15 protein-coding genes are annotated in these 19,033 nt (G+C 64.5%); 6 read left to right on the forward strand and 9 right to left on the reverse strand.

Annotated elements, in window-relative coordinates; translation table 11 throughout:
- Positions 1-8 precede the first annotated feature (8 nt).
- The 3 genes from ACVIW0_RS20010 to ACVIW0_RS20020 all read right to left on the reverse strand — a co-directional run bounded on the left by ACVIW0_RS20010 (position 9) and on the right by ACVIW0_RS20020 (position 5,236).
- A complete protein-coding gene (locus ACVIW0_RS20010; RefSeq protein ID WP_461353873.1) occupies positions 9-845 on the reverse strand; it encodes a tetratricopeptide repeat protein in 837 nt (278 codons plus the stop codon).
- A complete protein-coding gene (ilvD, locus tag ACVIW0_RS20015; protein ID WP_461353874.1) occupies positions 832-2,562 on the reverse strand; it encodes a dihydroxy-acid dehydratase in 1,731 nt (576 codons plus the stop codon). Before ilvD ends, ACVIW0_RS20010 begins: the two co-directional genes overlap by 14 nt.
- Positions 2,563-3,634: 1,072 nt before the next feature.
- On the reverse strand, positions 3,635-5,236 hold the full coding sequence (locus ACVIW0_RS20020) for a sensor domain-containing diguanylate cyclase (protein WP_461353875.1): 1,602 nt from the start codon (positions 5,234-5,236) through the stop codon (positions 3,635-3,637).
- 312 nt (positions 5,237-5,548) lie between these two features.
- On the opposite strand from ACVIW0_RS20020, the gene ACVIW0_RS20025 reads away from it, so the two are divergent.
- Positions 5,549-5,731, forward strand: coding sequence for a hypothetical protein (locus tag ACVIW0_RS20025; protein ID WP_461353876.1), 183 nt, complete (start codon positions 5,549-5,551; stop codon positions 5,729-5,731).
- 236 nt (positions 5,732-5,967) lie between these two features.
- Here the strand turns inward: ACVIW0_RS20025 and ACVIW0_RS20030 are convergent, their stop codons facing one another.
- The 4 genes from ACVIW0_RS20030 to ACVIW0_RS20045 all read right to left on the reverse strand — a co-directional run bounded on the left by ACVIW0_RS20030 (position 5,968) and on the right by ACVIW0_RS20045 (position 11,883).
- Positions 5,968-6,882, reverse strand: coding sequence for a hydroxymethylglutaryl-CoA lyase (locus tag ACVIW0_RS20030; protein WP_461353877.1), 915 nt, complete (start codon positions 6,880-6,882; stop codon positions 5,968-5,970).
- The gene (locus ACVIW0_RS20035) at positions 6,879-8,888 is read right to left on the reverse strand and encodes an acetyl/propionyl/methylcrotonyl-CoA carboxylase subunit alpha (RefSeq protein ID WP_461353878.1); all 2,010 of its coding nucleotides are present in this window, start codon (positions 8,886-8,888) and stop codon (positions 6,879-6,881) included. The genes ACVIW0_RS20030 and ACVIW0_RS20035 overlap by 4 nt, the downstream gene beginning before the upstream one ends.
- Before the next feature lie 14 nt (positions 8,889-8,902).
- Positions 8,903-10,507, reverse strand: a complete 1,605-nt coding sequence (locus ACVIW0_RS20040; protein ID WP_461353879.1) for a carboxyl transferase domain-containing protein — start codon at positions 10,505-10,507, stop codon at positions 8,903-8,905.
- A 203-nt stretch (positions 10,508-10,710) separates the two neighbouring features.
- The gene (locus tag ACVIW0_RS20045) at positions 10,711-11,883 is read right to left on the reverse strand and encodes an isovaleryl-CoA dehydrogenase (protein ID WP_461353880.1); all 1,173 of its coding nucleotides are present in this window, start codon (positions 11,881-11,883) and stop codon (positions 10,711-10,713) included.
- A 186-nt stretch (positions 11,884-12,069) separates the two neighbouring features.
- On the opposite strand from ACVIW0_RS20045, the gene ACVIW0_RS20050 reads away from it, so the two are divergent.
- Together ACVIW0_RS20050 and ACVIW0_RS20055 are read left to right on the forward strand one after the other, a co-directional pair.
- A complete protein-coding gene (locus tag ACVIW0_RS20050) occupies positions 12,070-12,720 on the forward strand; it encodes a TetR/AcrR family transcriptional regulator (protein ID WP_461353881.1) in 651 nt (216 codons plus the stop codon).
- Positions 12,721-12,722: 2 nt separating this feature from the next.
- Entirely contained in the window at positions 12,723-13,217 is a 495-nt protein-coding gene (locus ACVIW0_RS20055; RefSeq protein ID WP_461357378.1) for an Lrp/AsnC family transcriptional regulator, read from the forward strand.
- A gap of 50 nt (positions 13,218-13,267) precedes the next feature.
- Here the strand turns inward: ACVIW0_RS20055 and ACVIW0_RS20060 are convergent, their stop codons facing one another.
- Positions 13,268-13,573: an ETC complex I subunit gene (locus ACVIW0_RS20060; RefSeq protein WP_461353882.1), complete on the reverse strand. Its 306-nt coding sequence runs from the start codon at positions 13,571-13,573 to the stop codon at positions 13,268-13,270.
- 255 nt (positions 13,574-13,828) lie between these two features.
- Between ACVIW0_RS20060 and ACVIW0_RS20065 the strand changes: the two genes are divergently transcribed.
- Positions 13,829-14,992 (forward strand): OpgC domain-containing protein, encoded by a 1,164-nt coding sequence (locus tag ACVIW0_RS20065; protein ID WP_461353883.1) that lies wholly within the window; start codon positions 13,829-13,831, stop codon positions 14,990-14,992.
- 9 nt (positions 14,993-15,001) lie between these two features.
- Here the strand turns inward: ACVIW0_RS20065 and ACVIW0_RS20070 are convergent, their stop codons facing one another.
- The gene (locus ACVIW0_RS20070; protein WP_461353884.1) at positions 15,002-15,895 is read right to left on the reverse strand and encodes a VOC family protein; all 894 of its coding nucleotides are present in this window, start codon (positions 15,893-15,895) and stop codon (positions 15,002-15,004) included.
- Positions 15,896-16,158: 263 nt separating this feature from the next.
- Between ACVIW0_RS20070 and ACVIW0_RS20075 the strand changes: the two genes are divergently transcribed.
- Both ACVIW0_RS20075 and ACVIW0_RS20080 read left to right on the forward strand, forming a co-directional pair.
- The gene (locus ACVIW0_RS20075; protein WP_461353885.1) at positions 16,159-16,566 is read left to right on the forward strand and encodes a hypothetical protein; all 408 of its coding nucleotides are present in this window, start codon (positions 16,159-16,161) and stop codon (positions 16,564-16,566) included.
- 209 nt (positions 16,567-16,775) lie between these two features.
- A complete protein-coding gene (locus ACVIW0_RS20080; RefSeq protein ID WP_461353886.1) occupies positions 16,776-19,028 on the forward strand; it encodes a TOMM precursor leader peptide-binding protein in 2,253 nt (750 codons plus the stop codon).
- Positions 19,029-19,033 lie beyond the last annotated feature (5 nt).

Here is a 19,033-nt window from a genome sequence, read left to right on the forward strand (position 1 = left end):
CCGCGATTTCAGTCGCGGCGGCCCTGCACCCAGTGCTCGAGCATCTGCAGCGCCATCGCGCGGTCGTCCTCGGAGGCCTTCGCGATCGCCCGGTTGTAGCTTTCCTTGATCCAGGCCTCGTCCGGCGTGGCGCTGTCGCGCGCCAGGGTCAGCCACATCAGGCCACGGGCCCGCTGCGGCGGCAGCCGGTCGCCGTTGAACAGCATCTGGCCAAGCAGCGCCTGCGCCTGATGCTGGCCCTTCTGGGCGGCAAGGCCGAGCCAGCGCGCGCCATAGCGGAAATCGTCCCGCGAAGCGTCCGGCGTTTTCAGATACAGCCGGGCCAGGTCGTACTGGGCGTCGGCATTGCCGAAATAGGAGGCGGCATAGGAGAACATCTCCCGCGCCCGCTCGGTGTCGGCCTTCACCTTGGAATTGGGAATGCCGCTCAGATAGTAGCGGCCGAGCGCCACGAAGGCGTTGGCCACGATCGAGGCCTGCGGCGCTGACGGCGAATCCTCGGCATGCGCATTGGCGATCCGGCTGAAATATTCGAAGGCGCGCATGTCGTCCTGGATGACACCGTCACCCTCGGCGTACATCTTGCCGAGCTTCCACTGCGCCACCGGATGGCCGCCCTCGGCCTGGTATTGCAACGTGCTGAAGGAGGAGGTCGGCGCCGTCGCCGTCGGAGCAACCGGCGCTGCGACGCGCTTCAGCGCGGCGGCGGTACCCGGCTGCGGCGAAACCACCGGAAGAACGGTGTCCTGGGGGCTGACCGGGGCGCCGTCGAATCCGAATCCGGGGCCCGCCACCGGAATGGCCCCTAACGCAAACGCAAATATCGTACGCTTAAACGTCCGCATAACACTGTTTCTCGTACGCGCCACCCGGATGGGTGACTGCGCCATCCACCGCCGGCCCCACTTGCTCGGCGTACTTCCACAGCGCACCAGTTGTATGGTTCGTCGCGCGAGGGGCCCATTTGGTCTTACGATTTGCGAGTTCGGCGTCGCTCAAATTTACGTTAAGGGTGCCGGCGACCGCATCGATCTCGATGATGTCGCCGTCTTGCAACAACCCGATCGGCCCGCCGACGGCCGCTTCAGGTCCAATATGTCCGATGCAGAAGCCACGGGTGGCGCCGGAGAACCGGCCATCGGTGATCAGCGCGATCTTGCCGCCCATCCCCTGCCCGGTCAGTGCCGCCGTGGTCGCCAGCATCTCCCGCATCCCAGGACCGCCCTTCGGCCCCTCGTAGCGGATCACAATCACGTCGCCTTCCCTGTAGCTGCGCTTCTGCACCGCCTCGAAGGCGTCTTCCTCGCGGTCGAAGCACCGGGCCGGACCGGTGAACTTCAGGTTGGACATTCCCGCGACCTTCACGATCGCACCCTCCGGAGCGAGATTACCCTTCAGCCCGACCACGCCACCTGTGACGGTGATCGGATTGCTGGCGGGCCGCACCACATCCTGGTGCGGATTCCATTTCACGCTTTTGAGGTTTTCGGCGATCGTTCGGCCAGTGACGGTGAGGCAATTCCCGTGCAGGTGGCCATTGTCGAGCAGCGTCTTCATCAGCAGCGGAATGCCACCTACTTCAAACATGTCTTTGGCAACATAACGGCCGCCCGGCTTCAAATCCGCGACGTAAGGAGTCTTTTTGAAGATTTCGGCGACGTCGAACAAATTGAATTTAATGCCGCACTCATGGGCGATCGCCGGCAGGTGCAGCGCAGCATTGGTCGAACCACCTGAGGCTGCAACCACAGCCGCAGCATTTTCAAGGGCTTCCCGGGTGACGATGTCGCGGGGCCGGATGTTTTTCTCGATCAACTCCATCACCTTCTCGCCGGCGGCGGCGCAGAAGGAGTCGCGGATCTCGTAGGGCGCCGGAGCCCCGGCCGAATACGGTAGCGCGAGACCGATCGCCTCGGAAACGGTCGCCATGGTGTTGGCGGTGAACTGGGCGCCGCAGGCGCCGGCCGACGGGCACGCCACCCGCTCGATCTCGTCGAGGTCCTCGTCCGACATGGCGCCGACCGAGTGCTTGCCGACCGCCTCGAACATGTCCTGCACGGTGACCGGCTGGCCGCGGAAATTGCCCGGCAGGATCGAGCCGCCATAGATGAAGATCGAGGGCACGTTGAGCCGGACCATCGCCATCATCATGCCCGGCAGCGACTTGTCGCAGCCGGCGAGCCCGACCAGTGCGTCGTAGGAATGGCCGCGGACGGTCAGCTCGACCGAATCGGCGATGCATTCGCGCGACGGCAGCGACGAGCGCATGCCATCATGGCCCATCGCGATGCCGTCGGTCACGGTGATGGTGCAGAACTCGCGCGGCGTACCGCCGGCGGAGGCCACCCCCTTCTTCACCGCCTGCGCCTGGCGCATCAGCGAGATGTTGCAGGGAGCGGCTTCATTCCAACATGAAGCAACGCCGACAAAGGGTTGATGAATCTGGGCTGTCGTCAGCCCCATCGCGTAGAGATAGGAACGATGCGGTGCGCGCTCGGGGCCCTCCGTCACGTGACGGCTCGGCAGCCTGCCCTTGATCTTGCCGTCCACCTTGGCGTCCATCGCGACCCTGTTCCGACGCTTCGTTCCTGCGCTCTTTGCTCATTCAACGCCGGAACCCGTAGAAATGTCCCGCCGTCGGAGCCCTGGCTATTCAGCTAGGTGAATATCCTTTCATGTTAGGGTGTGGCCAAAAAGCGGCGCGACTACGGACCGGCTGCTTTTAGGGTTAAATGTTCGGGTCGTGTTGCGATGGCGCAACAATCGTGGCCGCCGGGCAACCATGTATTATCAGTCCTTATGGGAACCTGACGGTATAATGGTAATAGAGGCGAGGTCCGACCATCGTCGTCCCGGCGAAGGCCGGACCCATAGCCACAGGGTGGTGTTGTTGGAGCGGACTGTGGCCCCACTGTCGCGCAACAATGCGCATTTGGGGTAATGGGTCCCGGCCTTCGCCGGGACGACAGCGAATGTGTTGCGCGGCCGGTGAGTCATACTCGCGCATTCTCGCGACATGATCTGCCCGAGCTTTGCTTGTCGTTCCGCCCTCTCCGTTGGTGAGGGCGCAGGGAAAGCCGGGTGCCGATCGCACCCATGGGCCCCGAGCAAAAGGGTAGAAAGCTCGGGGGTAGGACCACAGGTGTAACCGGAAACAACCCGGCTTTCCCTGCGCGATGGGCTACGGCTTATACGTGCTCTCCCCGGCGAGACTGGGCTTTGTTGTCACCGTCTTCGCGACGCGCATCTGCGCAATCCGAAAAGACACCTACCGCTAGGGCGTCAGGCCTGCACGACTTCGCCGTCCGCCTCATGCGCATTCGTCGACTGCGCATTCCGCGTCCACCGCATCTCGACCCGCGTTCGTGACGACCGCGAAGCGCCCCTCGTGTCGGGCGAGACGGGGAAATTCATACACTGAGTTGCTCTTCGGATAAAGCGAAATATTTTTGCTGCGAGGGCTTGCGCCGTCGGGCAACTCAGATGTAGGGGCCCGCAGCACTCTCATCCCGTCATTCCGGGGCGTGCGAAGCACGAGCCCGGAATCCATTGGGCCGCATCACGTGTGGTGAAATGGATTCCGGGCTCTCGCTTCGCGAGCCCCGGAATGACGAGATGCTCCGGTGACGTAACCTTACTCCGCCGCCAGCTTCGGCGGCACTGGTGGCCCCCAGCACTCGATGCGATTGCGGCCACGCTCCTTGGCCTGATAGAGCGCGGCATCGGCGGCCTTCATCAGCGCATCGAGCCCGGGCATGCTTGTGATCGCCTCGGCAACGCCGATGCTCACCGTCAGGCGCACCGGACGATCGTCCGCGCTCAAGGTCAACCCTTCCGCCCGCTTGCGAATGCGCTCGGCGACGGTTCGCGCGCGCGACAATGTCGTTTCCGGCAGCAGCACCGCGAACTCCTCGCCGCCGACACGGCCCACCATGTCCGACTTGCGCTTGCCGCGAACGCAGATCTCGGCGACGGCCTTGATCGCCTCGTCGCCGACGGCATGACCGAACCGGTCGTTGATGCTCTTGAAGTGATCGATATCGACCATCAGGACCGAGACGGACCGATAGTAACGCTGAAACCGGCTCCATTCCGCATCCAGCGTGGTCAGGAAGTGCCTGCGGTTGAACAATCCGGTGAGCGGATCAGTGGTCGCAAGCACCTCGAGCTGGCGTGCGTTATTGACCAGATCGGTGATGTCGACAAAGGTCAGCATGCGGCCGCCATTTGCCATCGTCGAGCAATGGATCCTGATGTTGCGGCCGTCAGGCGTCTGGACATCGCGCTTGTGATCGCCTGCCTTGATCTCGGCGATCCGCTTCGCCGGGAACGCCTTGATTTGCTCCGCCGTCGCACCCGCAGGGACCGCCCGGCGATTGCGCGCGAGCAGCGTGATGTAGGGTGGATGCCGCGCCACCTCCTCCTCGCTGACCTGCCAGAATTCGCGCATGCGCCGGTTGAGGAAGATCGCGTTGAGATCGCGGTCGAGCAGGACGACGCCGTCCTCCACATTCTCGAGCGCGCCGGTCAGCACCTTCAGCTTGTCCGACGCGCGCACGATGTCGGTCACCGGCGTGTAGCTCACCATGCGGCCGCCATCGGGCAGCGGCGTGCACTGGCACCGCACCACATCGCCATTGCTGCGCCGGAGATCGATCGGATTCGGGTCGCCGGTGCTGACGAGACGGACGCGCTCGGCAAGATAAGCCTGAAGCTGCTCAGCCGGCAGCTCATAGGCCATGGTCTTGCAGCCGTGCTGCATCAGATCGGCGAAGGTGGGGTTGCGGTCGGCGACCGCGTCCGGAAGCACCCACATGGTCCGGAACGCGCAGTTGATGAACAGGGCTTTCAGCTCGGAATCCAGCAGCAGAATGCCGACCGGGATCTGGTCGAGCGCGGCGCGCAGCGCCAGCATGTGCCCGCGCAGGATGTCGCCGCTGCGCCGCTCGGGAATGCCGGCCGGCGCGGGCGCCGTGGACGCGGAAGCCGTGGGAGCCGCGGGCGCGGCAGCAGGGACGTTCGCGCGCTGCTCCTCGAAGGCCAGGCCGAGCTGGCGGTCCGATTGCCACAGCCGCTTGCACGGCTTTACCTGATGGGTGCCGACGATCAGGAGCTGAACGTGATCGGGAATGCCGACGACACTTTCGAGTTCCACGGTCGCGCCGGTATCGGTGAGCTGCCGGACCGTACAGTCGAAGGCCGACCGGCCGAAATTGAAGACGATCTTTCCCGCCAAAAACGTTCGGCCGCGAGAAGCTGACACCTGTCCGGACATCGCGAGACCACCTGGAGCATTGCGAACTCCCTCAGATCAGCACGTTTGAGTCACCAAGCCATGAACGGTTTTAGGGGAATTGATCGGGAACCGGGGCCGTGTGCGCTGCAACACGAGGTGCGTCCTGCTGTCCTGTGACGGCCGTTTGACCCATCAATCGGTCAAGGTCGCTGTCGGAAAGAATTTAGTTCTATCGTATAATTATTTTGCACTAGACGCCGGCGGAGGAGTAGCGTCGCAACTCCCTCAGTAACAGTCAGGGACACGCCCGCCATGTCTGCTCTTCAAGCAAAGCTGGAACGATTTGAGACCCTCGCCAACGAATGCGAGCTGATCGCGAGCAGGACGCTGGATGGGAGCAACCGCGAACTCTACCAGCGGCTGGGCGGACACTATCGGGAGCTTGCGACCGATATGAAGAGCGTGATCGCGACGATCGACGGTACGGCAGCCTAAGAAAAAGGGCCGCTCGAAACAACAAGCGGCCCAAGTCTAGGGAGGAAACGCCCTCAACGAGGGCGGCGATAGCGCAAGGCGCTGTCGCACGCTTCCTATATGGGTTGAGAAGCGAGCTTCGGGAGCCCGGACTGCGCAAGCCAGGGATACGACTTAGCGGCTTGAATCTGCGCCTCGCGGCGCATAGCTCCAAGCGCGTCCGCTAGACGGATAAATCGCTCCATCGATCCTGCAACTTACGATCCGCCCAGCCGCTTGCGCTTTGCGTTGAGCGCGGAGGCCACGCGGCTGACCGGCGGACGGCCGAGCAAGCCGGCAACCTCGTTCGTCGTGGCCAGCAGCCTGTCCATGTCGATCCCGGTTTTCACGCCCATGCCTTCCAGCATGTAGACGACGTCCTCGGTCGCGACGTTGCCGGTAGCGCCAGGGGCATAGGGGCAGCCGCCGAGGCCGCCGGCGGCGGCATCGATGACGCGTACGCCCTCCTCCATGCCGGCATAGAGATTGGCGAGCGCCTGGCCGTAGGTGTCGTGGAAGTGCATGGCGAGGTTGGCGACCGGAAGCTCGGAGCCGACGGCACGCAGCATCTCCTTGGCCTTGAGCGGCGTGCCGACGCCGATGGTGTCGCCGAGCGAGATCTCGTAGCAGCCGAGATCCCACAGCCGCACCGCGAGCTCGGCGACCGCCTTCGGCTTGATCTCGCCGTCGAACGGACAGCCGAGCACGCAGGAGACATAGCCGCGCACCTTGACGCCATCCGCCTTGGCGCGCGCCAGCACCGGCTTGAAGCGCTCGATCGATTCCGCGACCGAGCAATTGATGTTGGCGCGCGAAAAACCTTCTGACGCCGCCGCGAACACAGAGACCACCCGGGCGCCGGCCGCGCGCGCGGCGTCATAGCCCTTCTCGTTCGGCACCAGCACATGGAATTCGGCGCCCTTGACGTGACCGACACCGCGCAGCACCGCATCGGAACTCGCCATCTGCGGAACTGCCTTCGGCGACACGAAGGCGCCGACCTCGACGGTGGTGAGGCCCGCCGCCACCAGCGCCTCGACGAACGCGATACGCGCCTCGACGCTGACCGGCGTCTTCTCGTTTTGCAGGCCGTCGCGCGGCCCCATCTCGACGATGCGGATCTGATCGCTCATGACGCGGCCACGGGCTCGACTTCGGCCAGCTCGACGCCCTCGCCGACGATGTCCCCGATCTTGCATTTGAGCTTCTTCAGGACGCCGGCATAGGGCGCGCGCAGGGTCTGCTCCATCTTCATCACTTCCAGGGTGAGGATCGGCGCGCCTTTCTCCAGGGTCGCGCCCTCCTCGGCCAGCAGCGCGACCACGGTGCCCGGCAAAGGCGCGACGATCTTGTCCTCGCCCACCTGCTCCTCGCTCTCGCCGCCGAACGGATCGACCCAGTGCAGGTCGAAGCGGCCGTTGCGGGTGCGCAAGTACATCTCGTGACCTTCGATCACCGAGACGACGCGCGACTTGAGGCCGTTGAGCGTCAGATCAAAGCCGCCATCGGTGGACGCCGAGATCTCGAAGGCGAGTTCGCGCCCGCCGACGGAGAGCGTCGACGGCCCGTTGCCATAGTGCAGCGTGATGGTCTGGGCGGGTTCATGCCCCTGCCGGAACGAAAACACCCGCTGGCGGCGGCCGACCGGCATCCAGCCGAACGCCTGCCAGGGCGAGTTGGCTTCGCTGCGCGCCGCCCTCTGTTCGACGTTGACGATCGCGGCCACCGCGGCACAGAGCTCGAACTCGCCGGCCGCGCCGGTGCCGGCCGTGAGGTTCTTCAGCTCGCGCTCGATGAAGCCGGTGTCGATCGCATTGGCTCTCGTATCCGGATGCGTCACCAGCGCCGACAGGAACGGGATGTTGGTGACGATGCCACGGACATCGATCTCCTCAAGTCCGCGATTGAGCTTCTCGATCGCGCCCTCGCGGGTCGGCGCCCAAGCGATCACCTTGGCGAGCATCGCGTCGTAATACGGCGAGACGTTATCGCCGCTGCGGTAGCCGGCATCGATGCGCAGGCCGTCGCCCTCCGGCGGCGTGCGCCAGGTCTTGATGCGGCCGACCGAGGGCATGAAGTTCTTTTGCGGATTCTCCGCGTAGACGCGCGCCTCGATGGCGTGCCCGTTCAGCTTGATCTCGCTTTGCTTCAGCGGCAGCGCCTCGCCGAACGCGACGCGGAGCTGCCATTCGACGAGGTCGACGCCTGATATCAGCTCGGTGACGGGATGCTCGACCTGCAAACGGGTGTTCATCTCGATGAAGAACACGTCCTTGCCGTCGGAGACGAACTCGATGGTGCCGGCGCCGACATAGTTGACTGCGCCGGCCGCCTTGCGGGCGGCCTCGCAGACGGCGTCGCGCTGCGCGGCGTTCAGCGTCGGAGACGGTGCCTCCTCGATCACCTTCTGGTGCCGCCGTTGCAGGGTGCATTCGCGCTCCCACAGCGAGAGCAGATGGCCATGGCTGTCGCCGATGATCTGCACCTCGATATGGCGGGGGTTCTGGACATATTTCTCGATCAGCATGCGGTCGTCGCCGAACGCCGCCTTGGCCTCGCGCTTGGCGCTGGTGATCGCGGCCGAAAGCTCCGCCGCCGAATTGACCACGCGCATGCCGCGGCCACCGCCGCCCGCCGACGCCTTCACCAGCACCGGGAAGCCGATCCGGTTGGCGGCTTCGGCCAGCGTCGCCTCATCCTGGGCCTCGCCATGATAGCCGGGCACCAGCGGTACGCCGGCCTTCTCCATCAGCGCCTTCGAGCCTGATTTCGAGCCCATCGCCGTCATCATCTCGGCGGTCGGGCCGACGAACACCAGACCGGCGTCGAGGCAGGCCTGCGCGAATTCGGCATTTTCCGACAGGAAGCCGTAGCCGGGATGCACGGCCTCGGCGCCGGTCTGCTTCGCCGCTGCGATGACGCGTTCGATGTTGAGATAGCTGTCGCGCGCCCGTGCGGGCCCGAGCAGCACGGCCTCGTCGGCGAGCGCGACATGCATCGCCTCCCGATCGGCCTCGGAATAAACCGCGACGGTGCGCAGCCCCATGGCGCGCGCCGAGCGGATGACGCGGCAGGCGATCTCGCCGCGGTTGGCGATCAGAAGCGTGCGGAAGCGCCGATAGAGTCTTGAGCGGTCCATCATGAGATCCTGGGTCACATCCTGAACAGGCCGAACTTCGTCGGCTCGATCGGCGCGTTCGCCGCGGCCGACAGGCCGAGCCCGAGCACGAGGCGGGTGTCGGCGGGATCGATCACGCCGTCGTCCCACAGCCGCGCGGTCGCGTAATAGGGGTTGCCCTGCTTCTCGTATTGCGCGCGGATCGGCTCGCGGAACTTGTCTTCTTCCTCCGCCGACCAACTCTCGCCCTTGGCCTCGATGCCGTCGCGCCTGACCTGGCTCAGCACCATCGAGGCCTGCTCGCCACCCATCACCGAGATGCGGGCGTTCGGCCACAGCCAGAGGAAGCGCGGACTGTAGGCGCGGCCGCACATGCCGTAATTGCCGGCGCCGTAGGAGCCGCCGATCACGACGGTGAATTTGGGCACGCCGGCAGTGGCAACGGCCGTCACCAGCTTGGCGCCGTCGCGGGCGATGCCGCCCGCCTCGTACTTCTTGCCGACCATGAAGCCGGTGATGTTTTGCAGGAACACCAGGGGAATGCCGCGCTGGCAGCACAGCTCGATGAAATGCGCGCCCTTCAGCGAACTCTCGCTGAACAGGATGCCGTTGTTGGCGATGATGCCGACCGGATAGCCCCAGATATGGGCGAAGCCGCAGATCAGCGTGGTGCCGTAGAGCTTCTTGAACTCATCGAATTCGGAGCCGTCGACGATCCGGGCGATGATGTCGTGCACGTCGAACGGTTTTCTACCGTCGGCAGAGACCACGCCGTAGATCTCCTCGGCCGGAAACAGCGGCGCCTCGGGGGCGCGCATGTTGAGCGGTGCCTTGGGCGGCTGCTTCAGCGTGCCGACGATGCGGCGCGCGATCCCGATCGCGTGCGCATCGTTCTGCGCGTAGTGATCGGTCACGCCCGACTGCCGCGAATGGACATCGGCGCCGCCGAGCTCCTCAGCGGTGACGACCTCGCCGGTCGCAGCCTTCACCAGCGGCGGGCCGCCGAGGAAAATGGTGCCCTGGTTGCGCACGATGATGCTCTCGTCGGACATCGCCGGCACATAGGCGCCGCCCGCGGTGCAGGAGCCCATCACGATCGCGATCTGCGGGATGCCCTGCGACGACATCTGGGCCTGGTTGTAGAAGATGCGGCCGAAATGCCGCTCGTCCGGAAAGATCTCGTCCTGCAACGGCAGGAAGGCGCCGCCGGAATCCACCATGTAGACGCAGGGCAGATTGTTCTGCCGCGCGATGTCCTGGGCGCGCAGATGCTTCTTCACCGTCATCGGGTAATAGGTGCCGCCCTTGATGGTGGCATCGTTGGCGACGATGATGCATTCCCGGCCCGCGATGCGCCCGACGCCGGTGATGATGCTCGCCGAATGCACGTCACCGCCGTACAGCCCGTTGGCGGCGAGCGGCGACAGCTCCAGGAATGCGGTGCCGGGATCGACCAGCAGATCGACGCGATCGCGCGCCAGCATCTTGCCGCGCGAGGTGTGCCGCTTGCGCGAGCTCTCGCCGCCGCCGCCGGCCACCTGATTGAGTTTTTCGCGGAGCTCCGCGACCAGGCCGCGCATCACCTCGGCGTTGCGGGCGAATTCGGAGGATGTGGGATCGATCGTCGAATGAAGCGGCATCGGTGTTGCACGTTTCGTTGGAGTATCTGTGGGTTTTGCGAAGATGATCGCGCCGGAACGCGATGGCTAATATTGCAGTTGCGTTCTCATTCGGTGTCATCGTCCGCGAAAGCGGGCGATCCAGTATTCCAGAGACGTCAGCGTTTCATCGAGAGGCCGCGGTGTACTGGATTCCCCGCATTCGCGGGGAATGACAGTTGTCGCTACCCCGTCTTGGCGAACAGCTCGCGGCCGATCAGCATGCGGCGGATCTCGCTGGTGCCGGCGCCGATCTCGTAGAGTTTTGCGTCGCGCAGCAGCCGGCCGGTCGGATAGTCGTTGATGTAGCCGTTGCCGCCGAGCAGCTGGATCGCATCCAGCGCGCATTGGGTGGCCTTCTCGGCGGCGTAAAGGATCGCGCCGGCGGCGTCCTCGCGCGTGGTCTCGCCGCGGTCGCAGGCTTTTGCAACGGCATACACATAGGCGCGCGAGGCGTTCATCGTGGTGTACATGTCGGCGACCTTGCCCTGCACCAGCTGGAACGAGCCGATCGGCTCGCCGAACTGCTTGCGCTCGTGGACATAGGGCAGCACGACATCCATGCAGGCCTGCATGATGCCGATCGGCCCCGCCGCCAGCACCGCACGCTCATAGTCGAGGCCACTCATCAGCACGTTGACGCCGCGGCCGACTTCGGAGAGCACATTCTCCTCCGGGACCTCGCAATCCTCGAACACCAGCTCGCAGGTGTCGGAACCGCGCATGCCGAGCTTGTCGAGCTTCTGCGCGGTGGAGAATCCCTTCATGCCCTTTTCGATGATGAAGGCGGTGATGCCGCGCGGGCCGGCATTCGGATCGGTCTTGGCATAGACCACCAGCGTATCGGCGACCGGGCCGTTGGTGATCCACATCTTGTTGCCGTTGAGGACGAAGCGGTCGCCCTTCCTGTCGGCCCGGGTCTTCATCGAGACCACGTCGGAGCCTGCCGACGGTTCCGACATCGCCAGCGAGCCGACATGCTCGCCCGAGATCAGCTTCGGCAAATACTTGCGCTTCTGCGCCTCGTTGCCGTTGCGGCGGATCTGGTTGACGCAGAGGTTGGAATGGGCGCCGTAGGACAGCCCGACGGCGGCCGACGCCCGGGAAATCTCCTCGACCGCGATGCAGTGCTCGAGATAGCCGAGGCCGGAGCCGCCATACTCCTCCTCGACGGTGATGCCGTGCAACCCGAGTGCACCGATCCGGGGCCAGAGGTCGCGCGGAAACTGGTTGCTGCGGTCGATCTCGGCGGCGCGCGGCGCGATCTCGTTGGTCGAGAAATCATGCACCGTCTCGCGGATCGCATCCGCGGTCTCGCCAAGGTCGAAATTGAAGACTGCCGCCTGGTTCGAGGCCATGATCCCTCCCGTGACATTCATTCTGCAATTAAACGATCATACGTTTTTTTCTTGGCTTCGCAAGCAATCGTGCTAAGGTTTGGCCAGGAAATCCGCAGTTCATTGAATTTGTTGGGATTTCATGCGATAAACATACGGTCGTTCGCTCGTTTCCTGGACTCAAGCCAACATTCCTCAGAGGCCCCGATGGCACGCACGATCGGCTCACACGGCCCGACCACGCTGGAGGCGATCCGCAAGGCCGGCGTGCGCCTGATCTTCGAGCACGGCTACGAGGCGATGAGCCTGCGCCAGCTCGCCGCCGAGGTCGGCATCCAGGCCGGCTCCCTCTACAACCATATCTCAACCAAGCAGGACCTGCTGTTCGATCTGGTGCAGGAGCATATCAACGATTTGCTGCGCGAGCTTGATCTTGCGCTCGAAGGCAAGGCCGATCCAGTCGCGCAGCTGCGCGCTTTCGTCGCTTTCCACGTCACCTACCACATGACCCGCAAGCGCGAGGTGTTCATCGCCAATTCCGAGCTGCGCAGCCTCGATGCGAAGAACTACGATGCGGTGGTGGCGCTGCGCGGCGCCTATGAGGCGCGGCTGGCGCAGATCCTCACTGACGGAGCGGCCGAGGGCGTGTTCGAGGTGGTCGATATCCAGGTCGCGACCTTCGCCATCATCTCGCTGTTGACGGGGCTCTGCACCTGGTACCGGCCCGGCGGCCGCCTGACCCGCGACGCCATCATCGCGGCGCATGAGAAGCTGGTGCTGTCAGGCGTCGCGCCGCAGGCCGCGATCGGTCAGGCCGTTCGCGGCAACAGCCCGCGGACCGCGGTGGCGGGTTCGTGACTGTGACGGAGCGCCCACAGCTCGATGACATCGATCTGCGGATTCTCGCCGAGTTGCAGCGCGACGGACGGATCAGGATCAACGAGCTCGCCGAGCGGGTCGGCATCACAGCCCCGCCCTGCCTGCGCCGCCTGCGCGCGCTGCGCAGCCGCGGCGTGGTGCAGGCGATCCGCGCCACGCTCGACGAGCGGCTGCTCGGCTATGAGGTGACGACCTTCGTCCTGATCCAGCTCGACAGCCAGACCCTGACCGCGATCGAGGCGTTCGAGGCTGCTGTCGCAGCCGTGCCGCGCTTCCTGCAATGCTGGCGGATCTCGGGCGATGCCGATTTCATGCTCCGCTGCGTCGCACCCAGCGTCGACGACATGCGCCGGCAGCTGCTGCAATTCGCCGGCCTGCCCAATGTGCGTAAAATTCGAAGCTTTCCGGTGCTCGGCGTCTCCAAGGACGCGCCGCTGCCGATTCCCGATCGCCTCGCGCCGAGCCCTGCGAGCTGATCGATTTCGTGCGTTCAGACCTCGTGCGTCCGGCCTTAAGCGTCCAACCTTTAGTGCGTCCAAGGCTCCCAGCGGCGGAACGCGAAATTGTCGGCATAGGCGATCTGGCGCTGCGCCGAATCCTTCGGCTCGATCACCTGGTAGGCGATGCCCTTGCGCTCGCAATAGGCCACCGCCTCCTCCTTGGTGTCGAAATGCAGCGTCAACTGCTGCTTCATGTCGGTCGACGAGGTCCAGCCCATCAGGGGCTCCACGGTGCGCGGCTGCTCCGGCTCGAAGTCCAGTTGCCACGCTTTGGTCTTGGCACGTCCCGATTGCATCGCGTTTTTGGCGGGCTTAAAAATGCGTGCGGTCATGGATGGTCGGCCCCGTGGGATATGCGACATGGAAGCGATTTGAAGGAAACCGCCGGGATAGTATAGAGACACCGTTCAACGAACTGATCGGTGATTCCTCGATCTCGGAGGCAGCCTTCGCCGGACCGGTATAGTCATTCTACCGCGCTGTGACAATCTGGCCCCGGCAGGCTTCCGTTTCGGGCCCTTGGGTCCGCGGCCAGATGGTCACAGCACGGTCTTCTCGACAGCATCATCTCGAGGAAGCGCTGCCCCATGGAAATCCACGCTACCCTGCCCGACAAAGGACGTGACCTCCGGCTCGACCTGTTCCGCGGGATCGCCAACTGGTACATCTATCTGGATCACATCCCCGACAATGTCGTGAACTGGATCACGACACGGAATTACGGGTTCAGCGACGCCGCCGACCTGTTCGTCTTCATCTCCGGCTACACCGCATCCTTCGTCTATGCCCGCATGATGCTGGAGCGCGGCTTCATCGTGGGCGCGACACGGCTGACCAAGCGGGTCTGGCAGCTCTACGTCGCCCATATCATCCTGTTCGTGATCTACATCGCCTCGATCAGCTATCTGGCGCTGCGCTTCGGCGATTCCGAGATCATCAACGAGTTCAACGTCGCCGGCCTCGTCGACAACGCCACCGAGACGCTGCGCCAGGGCCTGTTCCTGAAATTCAAGCCGGTCAATCTCGACGTGCTGCCGCTGTATATCGTGCTGATGGGCCTGTTCCCGCCGGTGCTGTGGATCACGTTGCGACAGCCGAACTGGACCATGGCGGCCTCGATCGTGCTCTGGCTGGTGTCGCGGCAGATGGGCTGGAACCTGCCGGCCTATCCGGCCGGAAGCTGGTACTTCAACCCGTTCGCCTGGCAGGTGCTGTTCGTGTTCGGCTCCTGGTGCGCACTCGGCGGCGCACGCAAGAACATGCGCATCATCAATTCGCCCTACACGCTGTGGCTCTGCGTCGCCTACATGATCTTCGCGCTGATCATGACCATGGCCGGTCGATTCCCCGACTTCGGCGCCATGTTCCCGCACTGGCTCTATTCGGCCTTCAACCCGAACGACAAGACCAATCTCGCGCCCTACCGCTTCATCCATTTCGTGGTGATCGTGATCCTGACGATCCGTTTCATCCCGAAGGACTGGCCGGCGCTGGAGTGGAAGATCTTCGATCCGATGATCGTTTGCGGCCAGCAGTCGCTCGCGGTGTTCTGCGTCGGCGTGTTCCTGTCCTTTGTCGGACATTTCGAGCTCTCGATGAGCTCGGGCTCGCTGCTCGCGCAGATCTTCGTCAGCATCTCCGGCATCGCGATCATGACGATCGTGGCCTATTACATCTCGTGGTCGAAGCGGCAGGACAAGCCGATCAAGCCGCCGGCACCGAAACCGGCGGTACCGGCGAAGGCAGGCTGACGATCCACCTCACTTGCTGCCCGGCGGGCGCCCCTTGCCGGCAGGCTGGTCGCTCCGCCACCTGCCCTTCGACGTGAATGCATCATAGCTGGTGGTCCAGCGGTACTCCGCCGCCGGCGCCTTCGCGATGCTGTCGGGCTTGCGCGCTCCCTCCAGGGCAAAGGTGGCGCCCTGCGGATCGAGGCAGCGGACGATCCAGCTCCCGCCCGGCAGCTGCAGCGGCCCCTCATAGACATGTCCGCCGCCGGCCTTGACCCGCGCGATGGCGGCGTCGACATCGTCGACGTCGAAATAGTAAAGCCAGAACGGGATCGGCTCGAGCGGACGCTTGTTGAAGATGCCGCCGACGGTGAGCCCGCCGGCCGAGAACATCTGATAGGTCTCGTCGGGGGCGTTGCCGCCATCGGCCGGCCGCCAGCCGAAAACCGCGCTGTAGAAGCCGAACGCCTGGCGCCAATCGGCCGCGAGCAACTCGTGCCAGCCGACGCGCCCAACGGCATCGAGTCCGTCAGCAGCGGGCGGGACGACGTCCGATCCGCTCAGCAACCCGAACGTCGCCCGCTGCGGATCGGCCACGATGGCGACGCGGCCGATATTGGTGGCGGTCGGCGGCACATAGACGGCGCCGCCGCGGTCCTGCATGCGGCGGACGGCGACATCGACGTCGTCGACACCGACATAGCCGATCCATCGCGGGGTCGCGCCCTGGCGCCTGCCCTCCTCCGGCAACTCCATCAGGCCGCTGTGGGCAAGCTCGCCCGACATGAACAATCTGTAAGAAAGCGCTGTTGTCGACGCATCCTTCGTGACCCAGCCGAGCACGCTGCCGTAGAAGGCACTCGCGCCATCCACGTCCGTGGTGAGCAGCTCGTACCATGCGAAACGCGCGCCATCATCCGGCATGACTATTCCTCCCTTGGGCGCCGGCGTGATCGCAATGCAGCATGGAGATTCCTGAAGTGTTAACGATAGTGACCGGCCGCGCGCGCCGGCCAACAAGCGTGTTCATCAAGATGAACCTAGGAACGAAGATGAACGACAACGCTTGATATACGCTAGCTCCTCGCGCGTGTGTGTGCGCAGCGCGTCTTGCATGCAGCTGCGACGGATTGTACAAATGCGCAAGAGCTGAATTCGAAAGCACGTCAAGGATGGAGGATGCGAGTATGCCACGAGTGAAGCAAGCCCCCAAGAACAAGCGTGTGACCGGCAAGCGCGTGCCCAAGGCCGCAGTGCCCGCTCTGGGTGCAGCCGGATTGACTTTCTCACTGGTGGGAAGTGCGTCAGCCGCCGCCGTGCCGACTGCAGATGCGCCGCAGGTCCAGAAGTACACCCCGACGCACGGCATCACACTGGGCGAAGAAGAAATCGCCGACGTCAGCCTCGCGACATTCCATTTGTTCGACAAGGAAGACGCCGGAGCCGGCGTTCAGGTGGCGTGGCGCGGATGCGGCGGCTGCCGGGGTTGCCGTGGCTGTGGCGGATGCCGCGCTTGCCGTGGCTGCCGCTGCGGCGGCTGCGGTGGTTGCGGTGGTGGCTGCTGCCTGTCGTGGGGCGCCTGCCGCCTCTGCTAGTCGAGACAGCATCGCATTCTCATGCGTCATGGCCGGGTCCGACACACGTCGGCCCGGCCAATTCATGTTGTCAATTCATCTTGTCCCCGTATCGTGGCCCGGCCCGCTTCGGGCACCCGCGCGAGGGTTGTCGAGGCCGGCGCCCCGCCCTGCTTCACGGCTCGTCCCCGATTCAATAGTCTACCCACAAGTTGCACAGGAACGGTTCTTTGCCAGGAAAATCCACCCCGCGCGCCGACAAGGACGTTCTGCAGTTCGCCCCGAATTTCACAGCCTATGTGCTGCCTCCGGATGTTGTCTGCCTCTATTCCGAAGATCGAAAGTTCTTCCTCCATGGCGAGCTCTACTGCGCGCTGGCGTCGGCGATCGGTGCGAATGGCGGCAGTGTCGCCAAGCTCACCGCCGAGCTCGGGCGAAAGTTTCCATCGGACAAGATCAATGAAGCCATCAAGCGGCTGCAGGATCGCCGCTATGTGATCTCAAAGCCGCCCGGTCACACCAACGCTGTTGCCGGGCTTTGGGCGAGCCTGGGCCTTCCGGAGGCGAGCGCCGAGCAGAACCTTCGCAATTGCCGCGTTCGACTCGAGGCGATCGACGTCAAGGGCGCGGCCGAATTGAGCAACGCACTCCAGGAGCTGGGCGTCCGCGTCGTCAAGGCATCGCCCGACCTCACGGTCACGCTGGTCAATGACTACCTCGATCGGCGGCTTGCCGAGCGCAATTTGCAGCACCTCTCTGACGGATCGGCCTGGTTGCTGGTGCAGCCTTCCGGCGTGTTTCCGCTGGTCGGCCCCGTGTTCAATCCGGGTCAGACTGCGTGCTGGACCTGCCTGTTCGACCGGATGATCCGCAACCGCGAGGTCAGGGGCTTCCTCGATCGCGGCGCGGCGCGGCCGGTCGCGGTCTCCCCGCTCGCGCAGCATCCGGTTGGACAGAGCGGCATCCAGCTCGCCGCGGTCGAGATCGCCAAGGCGATCGCCAGCGGCTTCCGCACCGATCTGCGCAACCACATCGTCAGTCTCGACCTGCTGGGCTCGACGATCGCCAGGCACTATGTGGCGGCACGACCGCAATGCCCCACCTGCGGCAGCAAGAAACTGCAAAACCCGCGGCGCGCGCCGCAACCGGTTGAATTAGGACCGGGCGCCAAGCTCATCATGACCAGCGGCGGATACCGTGCCGTGTCGTCACGCGCCACGGTGGCGCGGTTCAGGAAGCATGTCAGCCCGCTCACCGGCGTGGTGACGCGGCTGGAGCGGATCGAGGTCGATCTGCCGATGAACACCAATTTCTACGCCCAACATAATTTCTCCGCGCCGGCGCAGAACGTCGATCAGCTCCGTTCGGGGTTGAGCGGCGGCAGCTTCGGCAAGGGCAGCACCGCCGAGCAAGGCGAGGCCAGCGCACTGATGGAGGCGATCGAACGCTATTCGGGAATCTTCCAGGGCGATGAGATCAGGGCGCGCAAGCGCTTCACCGACTTTGCCTCCGGCGACGCAATCCGTCCCAACGACGTCCTGCTGTTCAGTGACGAGCAGTACCGCACCCGTGCCGTGCACAACCATGACGATTCCCACCCCACCCAGCCCGCGCCGGAACCGTTCGATCCATCGCAACGGATCGAGTGGAGCCCGGTCTGGTCGCTGCGCGACAAGCGCTTCCGCCAGATTCCGACCAGCCTGCTGTATTTCTTCTACCAGGGCCCGGCCGCCTTCGCTGCCGATTCCAACGGCTGCGCGGCCGGCAACACCCGCGAGGAGGCGATCACCCAGGGCTTCCTGGAATTGATGGAGCGCGATGCCTACGCGATCTGGTGGTACAACCGATCGCGACGGGCAGAGGTCGACCTCGACCAGTTCGACGATGCGTATGTCCGCGACCTCAAATCGCAGCTCGAGGCATCCGGCCGCAAGCTCTGGGTGCTCGACATCTCCAGCGATCTCGCCATCCCGACCTATGTTGCCATTGTGCACTGGATGCAGAACGGACATGAGAACATCGAGTTCGGCTCCGGCTCGCACTTCGACCCGCGCATCGCGTTGCTGCGGTCGCTGACGGAGCTGAACCAGTTCCTGTCGATCGGCTTGATGGGCGGCGGCAGCGGCGAGAAACCGAGCCTGGACGGCATCAATCCGCTGCGGCTCGAGGACCATCCGTTCTTGATTCCGGACCCAAACCCGATCGTGCCCCCCGCCCCGGCGGCGAACGTACCGCTCGACAATGCGCGCGCGCAGGCCGATGCCTGTGTCGGGATCGCCGCACGCGCCGGCATGGACTTCCTCGTGCTCGATCAGACCCGGCCGGACGTCGAGGTGCCGGTGGTCCGGGTCATCGTCCCCGGCCTGCGCCATTTCTATCGCCGCTTCGGACCGGGACGGCTCTACGATGTCCCGGTCAAGCTGGGATTGCGCGATCGCCCGTCGCTCGAGAGCGAGTTGACGCCGTTCCTCCCGCATAGCTGAGGTGA

Source organism: Bradyrhizobium sp. USDA 4454 (assembly GCF_054822705.1).

Bases quoted from the DNA above. Each gene is read 5' to 3' on its own strand.
- ACVIW0_RS20070 (WP_461353884.1), bottom strand. From the start codon at position 15,895: ATGCCGGATGATGGCGCGCGTTTCGCATGGTACGAGCTGCTCACCACG.
- ACVIW0_RS20025 (WP_461353876.1), top strand. From the start codon at position 5,549: ATGTCTGCTCTTCAAGCAAAGCTGGAACGATTTGAGACCCTCGCCAAC.
- ACVIW0_RS20040 (WP_461353879.1), bottom strand. From the start codon at position 10,507: ATGCCGCTTCATTCGACGATCGATCCCACATCCTCCGAATTCGCCCGC.
- ACVIW0_RS20050 (WP_461353881.1), top strand. From the start codon at position 12,070: ATGGCACGCACGATCGGCTCACACGGCCCGACCACGCTGGAGGCGATC.
- ACVIW0_RS20030 (WP_461353877.1), bottom strand. From the start codon at position 6,882: ATGAGCGATCAGATCCGCATCGTCGAGATGGGGCCGCGCGACGGCCTG.
- ACVIW0_RS20010 (WP_461353873.1), bottom strand. From the start codon at position 845: ATGCGGACGTTTAAGCGTACGATATTTGCGTTTGCGTTAGGGGCCATT.
- ACVIW0_RS20075 (WP_461353885.1), top strand. From the start codon at position 16,159: ATGCCACGAGTGAAGCAAGCCCCCAAGAACAAGCGTGTGACCGGCAAG.
- ACVIW0_RS20065 (WP_461353883.1), top strand. From the start codon at position 13,829: ATGGAAATCCACGCTACCCTGCCCGACAAAGGACGTGACCTCCGGCTC.
- ilvD (WP_461353874.1), bottom strand. From the start codon at position 2,562: ATGGACGCCAAGGTGGACGGCAAGATCAAGGGCAGGCTGCCGAGCCGT.
- ACVIW0_RS20060 (WP_461353882.1), bottom strand. From the start codon at position 13,573: ATGACCGCACGCATTTTTAAGCCCGCCAAAAACGCGATGCAATCGGGA.
- ACVIW0_RS20045 (WP_461353880.1), bottom strand. From the start codon at position 11,883: ATGGCCTCGAACCAGGCGGCAGTCTTCAATTTCGACCTTGGCGAGACC.
- ACVIW0_RS20035 (WP_461353878.1), bottom strand. From the start codon at position 8,888: ATGGACCGCTCAAGACTCTATCGGCGCTTCCGCACGCTTCTGATCGCC.